Annotated in this window: 9 protein-coding genes; 6 read left to right on the forward strand and 3 right to left on the reverse strand. The window is 71.9% G+C overall.

Features of this window, described 5'->3' with window-relative positions:
• The first annotated feature begins 7 nt into the window (after window positions 1-7).
• The 4 genes from ACFY8O_RS18450 to ACFY8O_RS18465 all read left to right on the forward strand — a co-directional run bounded on the left by ACFY8O_RS18450 (window position 8) and on the right by ACFY8O_RS18465 (window position 9451).
• Complete coding sequence (locus ACFY8O_RS18450) at window positions 8-2884, forward strand: hypothetical protein (protein ID WP_387903566.1); 2877 nt, start codon at window positions 8-10, stop codon at window positions 2882-2884.
• A 57-nt stretch (window positions 2885-2941) separates the two neighbouring features.
• The gene (locus ACFY8O_RS18455; RefSeq protein WP_387903569.1) at window positions 2942-6952 is read left to right on the forward strand and encodes a hypothetical protein; all 4011 of its coding nucleotides are present in this window, start codon (window positions 2942-2944) and stop codon (window positions 6950-6952) included.
• A 337-nt stretch (window positions 6953-7289) separates the two neighbouring features.
• Window positions 7290-8387 (forward strand): tetratricopeptide repeat protein, encoded by a 1098-nt coding sequence (locus ACFY8O_RS18460; protein WP_387903571.1) that lies wholly within the window; start codon window positions 7290-7292, stop codon window positions 8385-8387.
• A complete protein-coding gene (locus ACFY8O_RS18465) occupies window positions 8384-9451 on the forward strand; it encodes a polyprenyl synthetase family protein (protein WP_387903573.1) in 1068 nt (355 codons plus the stop codon). The genes ACFY8O_RS18460 and ACFY8O_RS18465 overlap by 4 nt, the downstream gene beginning before the upstream one ends.
• Before the next feature lie 33 nt (window positions 9452-9484).
• Here ACFY8O_RS18465 and ACFY8O_RS18470 read toward each other — a convergent pair whose 3' ends face one another.
• Window positions 9485-11269, reverse strand: coding sequence for a cholesterol oxidase substrate-binding domain-containing protein (locus ACFY8O_RS18470; protein ID WP_387903576.1), 1785 nt, complete (start codon window positions 11267-11269; stop codon window positions 9485-9487).
• 217 nt (window positions 11270-11486) lie between these two features.
• Here ACFY8O_RS18470 and ACFY8O_RS18475 point away from each other — a divergent pair, with 217 nt between their 5' ends.
• Window positions 11487-13985: a hypothetical protein gene (locus ACFY8O_RS18475; protein WP_387903578.1), complete on the forward strand. Its 2499-nt coding sequence runs from the start codon at window positions 11487-11489 to the stop codon at window positions 13983-13985.
• 363 nt (window positions 13986-14348) lie between these two features.
• Window positions 14349-14774 carry a DUF5959 family protein gene (locus ACFY8O_RS18480; protein ID WP_387903580.1) on the forward strand — a complete coding sequence of 142 codons (426 nt, stop codon included), beginning with the start codon at window positions 14349-14351 and terminating at the stop codon, window positions 14772-14774.
• 410 nt (window positions 14775-15184) lie between these two features.
• On the opposite strand, the gene ACFY8O_RS18485 is transcribed toward ACFY8O_RS18480, so the two are convergent.
• Window positions 15185-16462, reverse strand: a complete 1278-nt coding sequence (locus ACFY8O_RS18485) for a lectin (protein ID WP_387903582.1) — start codon at window positions 16460-16462, stop codon at window positions 15185-15187.
• A gap of 234 nt (window positions 16463-16696) precedes the next feature.
• Entirely contained in the window at window positions 16697-17584 is an 888-nt protein-coding gene (locus tag ACFY8O_RS18490; protein ID WP_387903585.1) for an SAM-dependent methyltransferase, read from the reverse strand.
• Window positions 17585-17923: the final 339 nt, after the last annotated feature.

Raw genomic sequence — 17923 nt, forward strand, 5'->3', positions numbered from 1 at the left:
GTTCCGCGTGCTCAGGCCGCAGGACATGCTGGTCCTGGAGATCGGTCTGGTGAACCTCCGTCAGGAGGGGGACCGGCTCGTACGCCAGGCTCCCGGCCTCGCCCAGATCCTGGTCACCCTGCCGCCCCAGCATGTCGCCGAAGCGGCTCTCCCCCTGCCTCCCACGGCGAGTTCACGCGTTCCGTCCTTCTCCGCACGTCCCTCCACCCTCGCCTTCTCCCTGCCCGACGACATGGACGGTGTCGGCCTCTCCCTCGCCGCGCTCCTCGACTGGACCCGGCTGGTCCCCCAGTCGGTTCCGGTCGTCGGAGCGCCGGACCCCGGCACCTCGGACGTCTTCGGCGGGATCCGCAGGACCACCGTCGAGTTCCCGCTGCGTCTCCTGCTGACCCACGACGACACCCTCTCCCGCTGGGAGCACCTGGCTGATCCGTTCGTCTCCGAAGGCCGCTCCGAGCTCTGGCACACGAGCCTGCGCGGTCCCGAAGCGGGTGGGGCGCCACTCCTGCGTGCCGTGGCGACGGCGGGCACGCTGCCGCCCGGGCTGCCCCTGCTTCAGGAGCATCTCGACGGCATCGTCATCCAGACCAGCAGGCACGAGGTGTTCGACAAGAACGGGCTTCCCATCGCCATCAGCAACGATCCGCTGCACGCCGAGCAGTTCATGCTCACGCCGCTGGGTGCCTCCGCCCACCTGCACGGCAGCTGGACCCTCGACAAGACGTCGCTGGACCAGTTCGTCGAGGCCGGCCGGACGGCCCCTCTGGCCTCGTACGACCACATCACCGGTCTGGGCAGGGACCAGTTCGTCCGGACGGCGAGCCGCTATTTCTGTCACACCGGTCATCAGGCCCTGCTGATCACCGAGACGCGGCGCGTCTTCACGGCAGCCGAGGACGGCACCGTGGTGGCAGGCCTTCAGTCGGAGACGCACGTCGAGTTCCCGCAGCCGGACATCGGCTACGGGGCGACCACCGGTTACGCGCACCAGGGGCGGGAGATGCCCTTCCGGTCGCTGCACATCGACGAGCGCGTCACCCCGCTGCTCAGGGTCGACGACCCGGCGTCCGGGCCCTTCTTCGCCGTGCTCAAGGAGACCGGAGCCGATTATCTGCTCCCTGTCACCGGAATCGACCAAGAAGGCCGGAAGGTCAGCTTCCGGATGCCCCTCCTTCTCGTCCCGTCGGCAAGCGGAGCCAACGGTTCGATCGCGGCCTCCTTCCCGCACGCCTCGCCCGCCCCGGCGACGTTCGGTCCGGGTGACGCGCGCGCGATCGCGCAGCTGGAGGGACAGGAACTGGCGATCACGGAGCCCCTGCCGGGCGCGCCCGGCAGCACCTGTCACCCCGTGGACGCGCTGCGCTTCGACGTACAGCCCAGAGGGGAAGGCGGCGACCATCCGCTGGACGCGGTGCTGTTCGTGGCAGGAGCCGAGGTCCGCGAACCCGCGGTCGAGGCCTTCGCGCCGGGCGGCGGCCGAGTACAGGTGCGCATGAACGCCGGCTATCTGGAGCGCGGGTTCACCGACAACCCGTCCGGCGCCTACCTGACCATGAACACGCCGGTGCAGCTCCTGCTCAAGGCGGAACAGGCCGGCGGGCTCGCGAGTCCCAACTCCGCGGTCTCCGAGATCACCGGCCGTGCCGGGGTGCTGCCCGAGACCTTCTCGAAGGTTCCGGCCACCCCCGAGCTACCCGTCGACGAGGTCAAGAAGGCGTTCGACATCGGGAAGCTGCTCGGCATCGTGAGCCTGACGGACATCCTGGGCACGATCCCCCGGTCGGCCGTCACCGATCTGGCGCAGCTCTCCGACAGCAGGATCGAGGAGATCATCAGGAGCGGGGACCCCCGGACGCTGCTGCCCGTCCCCGTCCTGCGCGTCAAGGAACTCGCCGACGGGGCGGGCAAGGAACTGCGCTACGTGTGGAAGCCGTCCATCAAGAGCTCCGGCATCGTCGGTCTCGAGGACGCCTCGCTCGTGCTCGACTCCCGTACGACCGTGTCCACCGACGGCCTGGACAAGTCCAGCGTCCGCGGCGAACTGACCGGCCTCACACTGAGGTTCGCCGGCCTGGCCGAGGTGAGGATCGCTCGCCTCTCCTTCACCTCCACACCCGGCGGCAAACCCGACATCGATGCTTCCGGCCTGGAGCTCGTGTTCGAGGGCGCGCTGTCGTTCATCAACAATCTGCGGAGCCTCCTGCCCGCCGACGGTTTCGGCAAGGGCGCGTACATCGACATCGACCCGGCCGGGATCAGGGCGGGCTACTCGCTGGCGATCCCCAGCATCGGTGTCGGCGTCTTCAGCCTGCAGAACCTCGCCCTGACCGCCGGGCTGACGATCCCCTTCGAGGCCTCGCCCATCCGCTTCAGGTTCGGGATCAGCGAGCGCAAGAACCCGTTCGTCGTCAGCGTCTCCCTGTTCGGCGGCGGCGGTTTCTTCGCCATGGAGGTCTCCTCCCGGGGCATCGAGCTCGTGGAAGGAGCCCTGGAGTTCGGAGGCACGGCGTCGCTGAATCTGGGTGTCGCCAGCGGCGGTGTCTCGATCATGGCCGGTGTCTACTTCAAGCTCGAGAAGAACGCTCAGGGCGGCCAGGACATCACTCTGAGCGGCTATCTGCGCTGCAACGGCTACCTGTCGGTGCTCGGCATCGTCAGCGTGTCCGTCGAGTTCTATCTGGAGCTCAGCTATCAGAAGTCGGGGGGCGAATCGGTGATACGCGGCAGAGGAACCCTCTCCGTCAGCGTACGGATCGCCTTCTTCAGCAAGACCGTCTCGCTCACCCTGGAGCGCAGCTTCGCCGGCGCACCGGGTGACCCCACCTTCGCCCAGTGCGTGGAGCCGGACGACTGGGACACGTACTGCCTGGCCTACGCGGCCTGAGCCCGCCCGCCGTCGCTGCCCCCGCAGCGGGCCCGGCCCCAAAGGAGACATCCAGCCATGGCCCTCGAACAGCGGATCCACTGGACCGTCCTCCCCGGCGGCTTCTCGGCCGACGGGACGAAACTCCTCGTCTCACTCTTCGTGTCGCCGCAGCTGTCCACCGGCGAGGCCCAGGCACCCGGGACCCGAGGCACGCTCGGCCCCTTCCCGGACTTCCTGCGGTGGCCCGACCAAGTCGCCTCGGCGGAGTTCGCGTTCGCCACCACCGACGGCGTCACGGAGCCGCAGGACTTCCCGGTCGGGCCGGTCGAACCGACCGGCGCGCCTCCCGACTCGGTCCTGTGGCAGCGTCTCTTCCGCGCGGAGACGGTACTGGACTCCTTCACGTTCGACCGGTACGAGGACCGTCAGGTCACCACGTGCTCCTCCCGGGCCATGACGGAGAGTGCCCGGCACATCTACGCCATGGCGGCCACCCGTTTCCCCGACGGTCCACCGCGACGGAGTGAGCTGGACACCATGAGCGCGGAGGGCGGCATGCAGGGCCTGGCGCCGTCGCCCGCCGAAGGGCTGGACACCTTCGGGCAGCTGCGCGGCTTCCACCACCCGCCCTCGGCCTCGGCCTCGTTCGTGCGCCCCAGGGAGAACACCGATCCCCCGCTGGAACCGCCCGTGCCCGACTTCCACACCATGCTCAGCTCGCTCGGTGACCACCCGGCGCTGCTGCGGCGTCTGGGGCTGGTCCTGGACTTCGCGCTTCCCGCCGACGCCGTTCCCGATTCTGCGGGCGGTCTCTTCATCGTCGTCCGGCCCACCTGGGAGCCGCTGTTGCGTGGCCCCGATCCCGGCACGCCACTGAGCCACGACGTGACCCCGCACACCAGTTACGTCCTCGACCGGGCGAAGCGTGCCTTCGTGGCCGGCGGCCGCGACGCGCAGCCCGCCGACCCGCTCGCACCTCCGGCCCAGGGCCTGGTGCCGCTGCCTGCGGACGAGTTCTCGATCGAGCAGGCCGATGCCGACGGCGCCCTTCTCCAACTGGACGCCACCGAAGCGGAGTCCGTGGGCCTTCCGGTCGTACGCACCGGCGGTCTCACCCTGGCGCGCAAGGACCGCATGGCGCATATCAGCGAGGACTTCCAGGCTGCCGCAGAGCAGAGGCAGAAGGCCGACGAGCTCGTGGCGGCCACCCCCGCCACCGGCCAGGTCAAGCTGTTCGCCGAGGACCTCGTGCGGGGCCACCGGCTGGACATCTGGGACGAGAGCCGCGCCCAGTGGTTCTCCCTGCACCAGCGTGACGTGGCGTACTGCCCGCCAGGACTGCCGCAGGCCCCACTGTTCGCCGCGTCCGACGAAGGGTTCTTCCAGGTCGGCCTGGCCACCCGGCCGGAGACCGCGCAACGGCTCTATCTGCACGACAACGTCATCACCTGGGACGGCTGGTCACTGGCCGCACCGCGGCCGGGGAAGGTGGTGAGCGCGACGGAACGGGCTCCGGACCCCGAGGACGAAGCCACCCAGCCGCAGCGCATCGGCAATCCGGCAGCCCCCGGGATCCCGCTGGAGATCACGTCCGTCGCCCGCCCGGGAACTCTGCCCAGGCTGCGGTTCGGCCGGTCCTACCGCATCCGCGTACGCACCGTGGACCTGGCGGGCAACGGACTCACGCCCGCACAGGCCGACGCGCTGATGCAGGCGGAACCGGGGAGGACCGATCTGGCACTCCCGGCCGACGGTCCGCAGCTCTTCCGCCGCTTCGAGACGGTCCCCTCCCCCGTGCTGGTGCCGCGTCTGCCGCTCACCGACGGCGCCCGTACGCAGCGGCTGGTCGTCCGCAGCGACCGCGGAGTGACGACGGAGCAGTACGCCGCCGCCTTCAACGCCTCCCCCTCGGTCACCGGCGGCTCCCACCCGCCGTACACACCGCACGACGAACGCCATGTCGTGGCGCCGAAGGCCTCCCTCGAATGCGTGGAACGCCATGGGCTGCTGGACACCGCCATCGGCTCGGCCGACCCGGCCGTGCGGACCGCCGTGTACCGGCTCGCCCTGCACGAGAGCGGATCGCTGGACGACGCGACGCTGCCAGGAACGCGGGTGCTGGAGGGGGTCGACGCCGCCGACGGCGGGAAGTCGCCCCCGCTGGTCCTGCACACGGGCGAGCAGGTGCCGATGCCCTACCTCCCCGATCCACTGTCCACGGGCGCCGTGTTCTTCGGGCTGCCCGGCCTGCCGCCGGGTCAGCCCTTCCCCGTGGACTGGAACGGGACCTCCTGGCACGACCCGGCGTCCTTCCGTATCCGCGTCACGGAGGGCGAAGGACCACCGCGGTTCGACCAGCAGGCGCGGGTCCTGACCGTGCAGCTGCCCAAGGCCGCCGTCCGCTCCGTCCAGGTCTCCTCGCGGATCGCGGTGGAGGACGCCGTGCTGGGCCTGGCGGACTGGTGCCGCGAGTCGACCGCGACCGACGACGGCCAGGTCGGTGAGCTGATGACGTCGGCGCACGAGAGCCGCCACTGGCTCTTCACCCCCGGTCAGGAGTTCACCCTCGTCCACGCGGTGGCGCGCCCGTTGCAGGACCCGCTGCTGCAACTCGGCACCGCTCCGGTGCGCGCCCCGTCGGCGACGACCGAGCACCTGCTGGGTGCCGTCACGGTGCACACCGACAGCACCGAACGCGTCGACGTGTTCGCCGAGTGGACCGACGTCACGGACGAGGGGCCGGAGGGCAGGACCGAGCGGCCGGGCACGGCACATGTGCTCGCCCTTCCGCTTTCCCTCGCCGACACCGTGGACGCGCACGGCGTGCCGCTCAGGGTTCCTCCTTCCTGCACGCTGACCGAGGGTGTACTGACCTTCAGTACGGAACTGGCCGAGACCCTGGCGAAGAACGCCACTCCCCCGGCGGCTCCGCCCTACAGCCGGCAGGAGTTCGGTGACACCAAGCACCGTGTGGTGCGCTACCGGCCGGTCGCCACCACCCGGTTCGGCGAGTACTTCTCCGGGCAGTCCTCGGCGGACGGTCAGCCGCGAGGCGAGGCGGTGAGCCATTCGGTCCCGAGCAGCGCTCCTCCGGCGGCGCCCGGGGTCCTCTACTGCATGCCCACCCTGACCTTCGAGGAACCGGACAGCGCTCCCGGCACCGTGGTACGACGCCGGCGCGGCGGAGGCATCCGGGTCTTTCTGGACCGCCCCTGGTTCTCCTCGGGCGACGGTGAGCTCCTGGGCGTCCTCATCGACGACGCACCCGGCCCGGGCGTGCCGGGGGAGGAACCGGTCGTCACACAGATCGGGCGGGACCCGATCCACCTGTCGGCCTCCGTGGGGCCCGCGACGGCCGCGACGTTCACCAACGAGGTCGCGTCCGTCGGCCCGCTCCGCCGCCTGTGCCGTGACACGAGCGGCGTCGCGGCCGGTGCCTCCACGGTCACCGCGCTCGGCTTCGCCCCGCAGTTCGACCCGGCACGGGGACGCTGGTTCTGCGACCTCGATCTCGACACCGGGGACAGCTACTTCCCCTTCGTGCGCCTGGCACTCGTGCGCCTCCAGCCGGAGTCGATCGCGGGGGCGGAGATCTCGGCGGTGGTGCTCTCCGATCTCGTGCGGACGCTGCCCGAGCGTGAACTCACCGTGAGCGGCGACTCGCCCCTGGGCATCTCGCTGACCGGTCCGTCCTACCGTCCGCAAGGTGCGCCCCCGCCCAGGGTCAGGGCCCGTCTGGAACGCCGGCACCCCCGCATCGAGGACGAGGACCTCGGCTGGGTGACCGTCGAGGGCAGCGCCGTCGAGCTGGTGTCCGCGGACGCCGACACCTCCGACCGGCCGGTCTTCACCGGCGAGGTGGCGCTGCCGCAGCGCGGGCACGGCTGGCACGGGCGTCACCGGCGGTGGGGCACCGGCGGCCGGCCGTGGGGCCGGCATGGCGACCCTGACGGCGGCCGGGGCCAGGGCCTGCGCCTGACGGTCGAGGAGACCGAGTCGATCAGCACGGACGGCACGGGCGAGGCTCAGGAGCGGGTGATCTACTGCGACTTCGTCGACCTCGGCGACATCGACCTGGACGGCTGAGACCGGTCGGCCGGGCCGTCAGCCGCCCGCGCGTCCTCCTGCCGCGTCCCTCGCAGGGAGGACGCCGTCCTCGGAGGCGGGCGGGAGCCCGGAGTCGGCCGTGGGCGGCCGAAACGCCGAGGGGGGCGACCGTCGGCGACGGCGATGGGGGGCCTCTTGCGGGAGCGCCGTCCGTCCTGGTGACCAGACCGGCGGCTCGCCGTGGCACTCAGGTATGACCCATGACGGGAACGGAGAGGGATTCGCCGGACCCCCGCTCGCTCCTACCGTCGTGATCAAGGCGGTGGGACAACCGCCGCACGGCAGCGGTGCCGTGGACAGGCGAGACAGTGAGCAGGTGGCACGGGTGATTCAGCAGGACCGTCCGGCGGGCAAGGCGTTCGCTCCCGAGTACCAGGGAGCCCTCGGCTCCCTGTCGGTGAACTCCTCCCTCACCGAGGTGCTGGCGAAGGGCGTCGAGGAGCTGAGAGCGGCCGAACGCGCCGGACAGCTGGAGGAGATGGCCCGCTGCGGGCTCGCGGTCGCGGAGGCCTGCCGGCGCCTGGGGCGGATCGAGGAGGCCGATGCCGCGTGGAAGGCGAGCTACCGTGCGGCACGTTCGGCGCAGGCCACGGGGGCGATGGCCTGGGCGCTGTGGAGCGGAGGCACACTCGCCCGTCAGCGCGGTTCGCTGGCCCTGGCCTACCGGCTGCTCCGGCTCGCGGCAGAACTGGGCGAACGGGGCGGCGACGTGGTCGTACGCGGGTACTCGCTGGCGGGTCTCGCGGAGACCGGGCGCATCCAGGGCGACTACGAGGCCGTCGGTGAACTGCACGAGCAGCTGCTCGCCGAGGCCCGGCGCCGGGGCGAGGCACGGCACACGGTCTGGGCGCTGGAGGGCATCGCGCAGATGCACCGCAACACCGGCTCCTACGACAAGGCGCTCGCGCTCTTCGAGGAGGCGGCGACGACGGCGGGCCGGGCCGACGACCGGCGGGGGCGTGCGTGGGCGCTGCGCGGCATAGCCGACGTGGTCTCCGTACGCGACGGTGACGTGGAGCGCGCTCTCGCGCTGCTGGGCGAGGCCGAATCCATCTGCCGCGAGATGACGTTGTCCAGCGCGCTGGCCTACAACCACAAGATGCGGGGCAACGTGCGCTACCGGGCGGGGCGGTATCAGCAGGCCCGCGACGACTACGCCCTGGCACTCGCGGAGTTCGAGGAGATCGACGAGCCACGGGGGGCGGCGCTCTCGCGGCTGGGACTCACCAAGGCGCTGGCCCGGCTCGGGCGCAACCCTGCGGAGACCGTCGTGGAACTGGCCGATCTCCGGCGGGCCCTGGACCGGATCGGGCTGCGGCACGCCCGGGACATGGTGGACAAGGCGACGGCCGAGCTGGGGGTGGGCCCTCTGCCGGGGACCACCGCCCGCGCCGAGGAGGCGGTGACGCGATGACCGTCTCCGCGCGGGACGCACGGCCGGAGGCCGCGGTCGCCGCTGCCCGGACGCTCACCCGCTGCCGTGACCTGGTGCGTCCAGCCCTGGCCGCCGCGGTGGAGCGACTCCACCCGTGGCCGGGCGAGATGGCCGCGTTCTCGCTCGGCTGGTGCGAGGTCGGCGGACGTCCCACCGAAGGGGGCGTCGAGGGCAAGGGTGTGCGCCAGGCCCTCGCCGTCCTGTGCGCGGAGGGGGCCGGGGCGCCCGGGGAGCAGGCCCTGGACGGGGCGGTGGCCGTGGAACTCGTCCATACCTTCTCGCTGCTGCACGACGACATCATGGACGGCGACGGGATGCGCCGGCAGCGCGCCACCGTGTGGAAGGCGTACGGCACGGGGCCCGCCGTACTCGCGGGTGACGCGCTTCTCGCTCTGGCGGTGCAGATCCTCGCCGGGACGCCCGGACCGCATGCCGCGGCGGCCGTCGGCCGGCTGTCCGGGACGCTGACCGGCCTCGTACGCGGCCAGGCGGAGGACCTGCTCTTCGCCGCCCGCCCCTGGACCGGGCCGGATGCCGTGCGGCCCGGTGAGTACCGCGCGATGGCCGAACTCAAGACCGGCACCCTGCTGGGGTGTGCCGCGGCCCTCGGCGGCCTTCTGGGCGGCGCGCCGCCACGGACCGTGTCCGCTCTGGACCGGGCGGGGCGTCACCTCGGGGTGGCTTTCCAGGCCGTGGACGACCTGCTCGGCATCTGGGGCGACCCGGCGGTGACAGGCAAACCCGTGCACAGCGATCTGCGGCAGCGCAAGAAGACCTACCCCGTGCTCGCCGCTCTCGCCGGGAGCGGGCGCCACGCCAGGGAGCTGGCCGCCCTTCTGGACGCGCCGCTCCCCCTCGACGATGCCGGCGCGGTGCGTGCGACCGCACTGGTCGAGGCGTGTGGCGGGCGCACCGCCACCCTGGAGGAGGCCCGCCACCACCTCGATGCCGCTCGGACCTGCTTGCGGGGAGTGCCGCTCGCCCCGCGCGCGGCGTGCGAGATCGAGGGGCTGCTCGCGTTCCTCCTCCACCGCGAGGTGTGAGGAGCGGAACCCGGGTCCGTCAGCGCGGAGGGCTCACGTCCGGATCAGCCGGTCGGTGAAGGCGTTCCCGAAGACGCCGTGCGGATCGAGCCGGTCGAGCACACCGACGGCTTCCGCCCACTGCCCGGGGCCGTACGAGGCGGGCACCGTCGTCCCGATGACCTCCGGGTCCGCCCAGGCCTCGGTGTCCGTGTAGGCCCAGCCCTTGGACCACTCGACACGGGTGAGGGCGTAGTCCCCGTCGAAGGTGGCGAGGAGGAAGCGCTCCAGGTCGCGGTAGAAGGCGTGGGCTCCGGGTGTCGTGGGCTGGGTGAGGACGTCGATCCAGACCGCGCAGTCGAAGTCCGGCCGGTCCGCGGGGGGCCGTACGACGGAGAGGAGCGGCGGCCGGGCACCGGGGGCCGCCGACTCCTCGGGCCGGTCCAGTCCGCCCACCCGGATCTCGACCTGGCCGTTGACGGGGAACTCCCCGCGTGCGGCCCGGGTTTTGAGCTGCTCGCTGTAGTACGCCGCGAACCGCGCGATGACGCGCTGCACGTCGGCGCGCCGGGTGAGGATCGCGTATCCGTTGGCCGTCTCCCGCAGTGTCGTGGGACGGAGGTAGAACTGCAGGTTGTGCGCGGCGCCCCAGAGGTCCGTGGCGAAGGTGGCGGCCAGCCCGGTGGCCGCCACGGTGTACTGCGCCGCCCCGAAGGCCGGGGCGAGGTACCAGGCGCCCTCCCCCACCAGGCGTCCGGCCAGCCGGGCGACGGGGGTGGGGAGCGAGTCGCTGAAGGGGTAGTTGTACGGGTGGTGCACGGCCCTCGCCGTCGCCGGACGCTCCGGGCTGAGGCTCCACACCTTCAGCCACGGCTTGTCCGTGAAGGCGAACCAGATCGCTTCCACCCGCCCCGCACGGTCGAGGAAGTCGGCGAAGGTGTTGCCCCGGGCGGCCAGCGCGCTGCCCGGGGCGGCGAACAGTTCGTCGCTGGTGAGGTCGACACGGCTCCGGCACCTGAGCGGTACCTCCTCGCCGGCCTGGAGAACCGCCTCGACGACGAGGCCGCGGCCGAGGTGCGTCGCCAGAGCCTCGCACTCCTTGTCGGAGCCCCGGTGGAAGGTGCGCACCACGTAGGCGGAGCGGGCGGCGTCCCAGACGACCGCGGTGAGCGAGAGGACGAGGTTGCTCAGGGTTCCGTAGGTGTGCCCCGGGCGCGGGCTCTCCCCCACGGCGGGCACGCTCGTGCCGTGGGCGTCGATGGCGAGGGTCCCGCCGAGCGTCAGCTCGCCCGGTGCCGGGGTGTTGGTGACGCCCAGGCCGTGTTCGGCGAGGAAGGCCGTCAGCGTCTCCAGCGTCACGCCGGTCTGTGCCCGGACGGCGCCGGGCGCACCGGGCGGCGGCGTCGCGAGTTCCATCCGGGTCAGGTGCTCGGTGGTGTCCATGAGCAGGACGCGCCGGTCCGACTCGTCGGGCCCGGTGATGGTGAGGGGCGACCAGGTGTGCGCCTTGCCGCGAGCACGCAGGCGCCAGCCGTTGGCGTGCGCCCAGTTCGCGAGGTCGGCCAGGTCCTGGCCCGTGCGGGGGGCGCAGGCCCACAGCCCGGTGTGGGTGATCTCGCCGGCCCAGTTGATGTAGGGGGTGCGGTAGGCCTCCAGTCCGGCGGGCAGTTCGGGAGGCGGGGACGGGACGGTCGAGGGCGTCGCCGCCGCGGCGGGCTGCCCCCCGGCCGCCGCCAGCCCGCCGGGGACACCGAGTGCCCCGCCGACGACGGCCGCCGCTCGCAGCACGCCACGGCGGGAGGGGACGGCCGGTGACGTGGAGTCAGAAGATTCAGGCATGGGCACGAACGTAGGCGGCTCCGCCGGTCCCGCAGACGGGTAGACCGAAACACCTGCACGATCCTCACCGACCGGTGTAAGGCACCGCGAAGTCTCCTCGCGGGGAAGATCGTCCGACAGGGTGGCCGGCCGCCACCGCCCCCGAACGGACCAATCATCAGATGATGGGCCTAACGCCTGTTTGCATGAGCGCCTGTACTTCGTCAGAGGGGAACTCATGCGCGTGCTGAACAGAGCGGTGGCCGGCCGGGACCCCGGCAGCGGTACGGGCGCCCGCCGGGCCGTGGCCCGCACCCTGGCGGGGACCGCCGCGCTCGCCTCCTTGCTGGGTGCCGCCCCGGCGACCGTGCCGGCACCGGCCCCGGGCAGTTCCGTGGTCACCGTGAAAACGGGCGGCGACCGCACCGCCCCCGCGGTCGTCGGCCCACTCGCGGGAGTGCGGCTGGCTCTGTACGCCTCCGACGACGCCACCGCACCGGTCAACGACACCTGGGCACAGTGCACATCGGACGCCGACGGCGACTGCAGCTTCGTCGTCCCTGACACCGGAGCCGGCGGCGGCAACGCGGGTCGGCGGTACCACGTCCGCCAGGTCGCGGACGGTGTCCCGGACGGCTGGTACACCAACCCGGCGCTGCGGACCGGGGCGGGCAGCGGATCGGGCTCCGTGGAGTCCCCGTACCGGTTCCGGACACCGGCGCTGGAGGGCGGGCGGACGTACTCCTCCACCGGCGACTTCATGTTCAGCACCGACTACGCCGCCAACCCGTACGTCGCCTCCGGCGGGATCTGGCAACAGTCGCGCGACAACCCCGACCTGCCGGACAGCTGCGGGCTGGACGTCGCACTGGTCCTGGACCTCTCCGCCTCCGTGGGCAGTGCGCTGCCGGCCCTGAAGGCGGCGGCCGACGGATTCACGGACGCGCTGGCCGGAACTCCCTCACGCATGGCGCTCTTCTCCTTCGACCGGGGATCACCGAGCACGGGCACGGCCAACCACCCCGGCCTGATGCCGGTCTCCACCCAGGCGGGTGCCGACACCTTCAAGGACCTGTACGCGGACTGGACGCTGGGATCGGGCACCAACTGGGACCAGGGCCTGTACGCCGCCGCCCGGGCGGAGCCGCACTACGACGCGGTGGTCGTCCTCACCGACGGCAATCCGACCTACTGGAACGACCCGCGCACGGGCGACGGCTCCCACACCCACTTCGCCGACACCGAGGGCGGGATCTTCGCCGCCAACGCGGTCAAGGCCGAGGGCTCCCGGGTCGTCGCGGTGGGCGTCGGCCGGGGTGTCGAGGGCGTGTCGGGGCTGAACCTCCGGGCGATCTCGGGCCCGGAGGCCTTCGACGGCACCAACCCGACCACCGCCGACCACTACCAGACCGACGACTTCGCGGGAGCGGGCGAGGCCCTCACCGAGCTCGCGCTCGGAAACTGCGCCGGGACCCTCTCCGTCGTCAAGCAGATCGTGCCCGAGGACAACAGGGGCGAGGACGTCACCGGCGCCACCCCGGCGGGTGAGGGCTGGGAGTTCACCGCGACGACCTCCACCTCCGGCGTCGGCGGGCTCCCCGACACCCAGGAGACCTCCGAGGACGGCACCGGCGCCGTGTCCTTCGAGCCGACCTATCCGGCGGGGATCGACTCCGCCGCCGTCGACGTGGCCGAGACCCAGCGGAGCGGCTACGACCTGGTGACGCGCGACGGCCGGAACGCCGTCTGTACCGACCTCGACACCGGCGCACCCGTGGAGGTCACCAACACGGGAACGGCCGCGGAACCGGCCTTCTCCGTGGACGTCGCACGGCTCTCCGCGATCAGCTGCACCATGTACAACCGGCCGCGGCCGGCCCCGGACGACGCGTCGATCACCGTCGGGAAGGAATGGGAGATCGACGGGGAGACGTACGCCCACCGTGACCGGCCGGACGGCTTCGAGGCCGCCCTCACGCTGACGGGCCCGGGCGCGGGCCCCGCCACCGCACAGCCGTGGGGCGAGGCCCGCGACGGATACGCCGTCGGTGACACCGCGACGATCGCCGAGACGACGAGCGTTCCGGAAGCGTGCACCGTGGGGAGCAGCCGGGTCACGACGGCGAACGGGGAGAGCGTCGACGAGAGCCTGCCCTACGAGGCCCGTCTCACGGACACCGAGAACGCGTTCACCGTGCGCAACACCGTGACCTGCGAGGCGCGGCTGACGCTCGTCAAGCGCGTCGTCAACGAGCACGGCGGGACGGCCACGCCCGAGGACTGGACTCTGACGGCCGCAGGGCCCGAGGACCTCTCCGGTGCGAGCGGCACCCCCGCGGTCACGGAGGTGCCGGTGCCCGGAGGGACGTACACGCTCGGCGAGTCCGGCGGACCTCAGGGGTACACGGCCACCGGCTGGGCCTGTGCGGGCACGGAGGGTGAACTGCCCGCGACCGACGGCCGGGTGACGGTGGCGCCGGGTGACGCGGTCACCTGCACCCTCACCAACACCGACCGGGGACACTCCCCCTCCCCGTCTCCCCACCCGACCGGCACCCACCCCACGAAACCCCCGTGGGACGGCGGCACCGGTGGTGGCCACGGCGGCGGCCACGGTGACGGAGGCCTCGGGGAAACCGGTGCGGGCAGCAGCACCCCGCTCGCGCTGACCGCGCTGGGATGCGTGGTCGCGGGCACCGTCCTGCTGCTGGCCATGGCGCGCAGGAGGCGCCGATGACCACCCGGAGGAGGACCCTTCACCCGCTGCGCCCCGGGCACTCCTGCTGAGCGACCGGCCGGAGCAGACGGGACACCGCCAGGGCGGCGGCCTCCTCGGCCGTCGCCCTCGCGCCTGCGGCATCGGCATGCGGCTGCCCCATCGCGCTACAGGTTCCCGTCGTACGTACGCCGGGGCCATGGCCACCCCGTCCGGAAGCGGAATCCCGTGCACGAACGGATGCCGAGCGTCCGGCGGTCGGCGTACACGGGGAGCTGCCGCAGCCTCGGTCACGCCTGACAGTGCGCCCCGCGAGCCGAAAGGGAGTGGCAGCCCCCTTCCGGAGGGCGGAAGATCGCGGTACTCGCCGAGGAAAGGGCAGTCGTGAGCGCGTCGGTACCGGAAGAGCTCGTCTCCCTGGCGGATGACGAGGGCAACAGCGTCGCCGTCGTGGTCCTGGGGCGGCTCCCTGCGTGGAGCGGCGGACTGCGGGCCGAGATCGTGGTCCGGACGCCGTTCGTCTCCGGCCGTACCGACCTCGTCCTGTCGGTCTCCAGGCTGAACGCCTGGGCAGAGGCGCTGAACGGACTGGAAGCCGGCGAGGACGTCGCCTGGATGGAATGGGACCGGGGGCCTTCCGTCCGGATACAGCTCACGGGCGAGCGCGACTGCCCGGAGGTGGTCGTCGAGGACGACTCGTCGATGGTCACCGTGCGGGTTCCGCTCGTACCCCCGGACGACTGGATCGCGGAGCACCGGCGTCGCCTTCGCCAGGTGGTGGACCACTGGGTCCCTTTGCTGTCCGCATAGAGCTGCCTGCCCCGATCCGGCCAGGCTTGGCCACGGGGCCGGCCACGGCGATACGACAGTCGGCATCGCGTACGGCAACCGCCGGACCGGGAACGAGGGGCGAACACGCCGCTCGGCGAGGCGGGGCATCGGGCACCGGATCGCGCCACGGCGGGGCCGAGGCGGACATCGAGGCCCTCACCGAGAACCGCTGGATCACCCCGCGACGCATGCTCGCCGGCTCCCCGCTCCGACAGGGGCGGGGAGGCACTGGATCTGACGAGGACGCCCTCTCACCGCCCGCAGGCGGGCGGTGAGAGGGCGTCCTCGTCAGGTGGACGGCCGGTCATGGTCGGCGGACGGAGCCCGCAACCGGATGGGCCCTTGGGCGCGCCCCCGTCATCGTCTCCCGGCCGGCGCGTGACGCCTGGTCACCTGGTCACGGTCCACTTCTGGTTGGCGGCACCGGTGCAGGTCCAGATCTGCAACCGAGCCCCGTTGGCACTGCTGCCGCCGGACACGTCGAGGCACTTGTTCGCCTGCGGATTCACGATGTCCTTGGCCGCCGGGGTCGCCCACTTCTGCGCCGCGGTCCCGTTGCAGTCGTACAACTGCACCAAAGACCCGTCCGCCGTGCCGCCCGAGGCGACGTCCAGGCACTTGCCCAGCGCACGGATCGTGCCGTCGGAACCGACGGTCCACTTCTGCGCCGCGGTCCCGTTGCAGTCGTACAGCTGCACGGCCGTGCCGTTCGCCGCCGCGCCACCCGCGACGTCCACGCACTTGCCCGCGAGCCCCGTGATGGGTCCGCCGCCCGACGAGGCCTCGCCGGTGGTCACGCGGACGTAGTCGACGACCAGCTTCTGGGGGAAGCTGGTGCTGCCGTCCGGGTCACCGGGCCAGTAGCCGCCCACGGCGAGGTTGAGGATGAGGAAGAACGGCTTGTCGAACACCCACCGGTTGCCGTTCAGATCGGCCGGTGTCCGGCGCTGGTAGACGGTGCCGTCCACCGACCAGGTGATGGAGCCCGGAGCCCAGTCCACCGCGAAGGTGTGGAAGGCGTCCGCGAAAGCCGCCCCGCCCGGCAGCGAGTACCCCGCACCGATACCTCCCGAGCCCGAATATCCCGGCCCGTGCAGGGTCCCGTGGACCATACCCGGCTCGAAACCGACGTTCTCCATGATGTCGATCTCGCCGCTGTTGGGCCAGCCCACACTGCCGATGTCGGCACCCAGCATCCAGAACGCCGGCCAGATCCCCTGCCCGCGCGGGATCTTCATCCGGCTCTCCACGTGCCCGTACGTCGACGTGAACCGGCCCGAGGTGTTCAGCCGCGACGAGGTGTACTCACACTTCCCGTACCAGCACTGGTAGTTACCCGGATTCTCCTTCCGCGCCGTGATGACCAGATTGCCCTGACCGTCCAGGGCCGCATTGCTCGTACCCGCCGTGTAGTACTGCCGCTCATGGTTGTTGACATTGTCACCGGTCTCCGTCAGCCACTTGCCACCGTCGACCGCCGAGCCCGCAGGCCCGTCGAACTCGTCGGCGAAGGCCACGGCGGCCGTCGCCGCGGCGGTCGTCGTCTCGGAGGCGGGTGCGGCTGTCGCAGCGGGCGCGTTCTGCGCCAGGCCGGTGGTCAGTGAGGCGATGCCGAGCGCCATGACGAGGGACAGGACCAGGCGTCTGGGAAAGCGCGGGGAACTCATTGCCTTCTCCCTTCGGGGAGCGTGAGGGGGGTGACGCGCGCATGACACATAGGGGATCGAGTGGGGCGCAGGAGCGCTCCCCCGGGACCCCGGCCGACCGGCCGGGGGAAGCGAAGGAGGGGAAGCACTTACTTCAGTACGTGATTTAAGGAATGAACGCCGGGCCTGTCAAGACTTTGGTCTGGACCGGAGTCGCGTACATCTCTTGCACGCACCGCTGCCCACCGTGCGGGATCACGTCTCCAGGGACGGCGACGGTGGTGTCGGGTGACCCCCGGACGCGGTGCGCCGCGAGGCGACGGCGGCGAAGTGTGGTGCCGCAGCGTCGTAGGGAGCTCCGGTCAGATCGCCCAGGATGTCGACCTCGTCGAATCCGGCGTCGTTCAGTTCGCCGACGAGTTCGTCCGGGGTGAAGTACCGGACCCAGTTGAAAAAGGTCCGGTGCCGCTCCGCCTCGATGATCTCGTACGTGTCCAGGGACACGCGCTCGGCGTCGTAGCGGTAGGTGTGGTGGAAGCCGAAGTAGGCGTCGGCGGACCAGAATCCGTCCATGAGGTCCCGGGCGTGGACCACCTGCTCCCGCACCCCCGCGAAGGCGGAGGCGGAGTCGACGTCGAAGACGAAACGGCCACCGGCGTCGAGATGCTCGCGGACGGTCGCCAGCAGGGCGCGCCGTCCGTCGGGAGTGAGCGCGCAGTAGTCACGCATCACCATGACGATCACGTCGTACCGTTCGTCGTCGCGGTAGGAGAGGTAGTCCTGGCGCAGATGGCGGATGGTCAGGCTCTCCTCCCGGGCGAGCGATTCGGCGTGCGCGAGTGAGCGCGCGGAGAGGTCCAGCCCGGTGACGCGCGCCCCGGTGCGGGCGAAGCGGGTGGTGTAGAGCCCCGGGCCGCAGCCGAAGTCGGCGATGCGCCGACCCGCGCGGATGTCGAAGCGGGCGATGATCCAGGCGGCGATCTTCTCGAGGTACTCCGCCCTGTAGGAGGAAAGGTCCACCTGCGGGTCCAGGTGCGCGGCCAGCATGCGCTCCGAGATGTGCGTGTCGGTCCACAGAGCCGGGGTCGTCACCACGGAGTGGAGGGCGGGGCGGGCATGGAGAGCCGAAAGCTCCTCGAACATGAGAATCTCCACATCGGTCCTACGGAGCCGGTCTCTCGCACACGCGGTAGCGAAGCGGTCGGTCCGCGTCAGCGAGGGTCCCGGCGTTCAGGGAAGGGCGGCCGGCATGCCCGGGGACGTCGGCTCGGGGGTGCCCGGCGCCGTGTCGCGGGACGGGTGCCTGCCTGACGGCGGACGCACCGAACGGGCGGTCCGGCTCACGGATGTCCGTGACGGGGCACGGCGGAGCTGCGGACCACCTGGCACGGGGACGTCGGGATCACGGGCGCACGAGGCCGACGATAAGGACGTGTCCGCCGGAGCGCAAAGGCTTTTCGCCGCACGCGGACCGGGTCCGCG

It is taken from the genome of Streptomyces argenteolus (assembly GCF_042902585.1).
Classification (GTDB): Bacteria; Actinomycetota; Actinomycetes; order Streptomycetales; family Streptomycetaceae; genus Streptomyces; species Streptomyces argenteolus.

Bases quoted from the DNA above. Each gene is read 5' to 3' on its own strand.
- ACFY8O_RS18470 (WP_387903576.1), bottom strand. From the start codon at position 11,269: ATGCCTGAATCTTCTGACTCCACGTCACCGGCCGTCCCCTCCCGCCGT.
- ACFY8O_RS18465 (WP_387903573.1), top strand. From the start codon at position 8,384: ATGACCGTCTCCGCGCGGGACGCACGGCCGGAGGCCGCGGTCGCCGCT.
- ACFY8O_RS18490 (WP_387903585.1), bottom strand. From the start codon at position 17,584: ATGTTCGAGGAGCTTTCGGCTCTCCATGCCCGCCCCGCCCTCCACTCC.
- ACFY8O_RS18485 (WP_387903582.1), bottom strand. From the start codon at position 16,462: ATGAGTTCCCCGCGCTTTCCCAGACGCCTGGTCCTGTCCCTCGTCATG.
- ACFY8O_RS18455 (WP_387903569.1), top strand. From the start codon at position 2,942: ATGGCCCTCGAACAGCGGATCCACTGGACCGTCCTCCCCGGCGGCTTC.
- ACFY8O_RS18475 (WP_387903578.1), top strand. From the start codon at position 11,487: ATGCGCGTGCTGAACAGAGCGGTGGCCGGCCGGGACCCCGGCAGCGGT.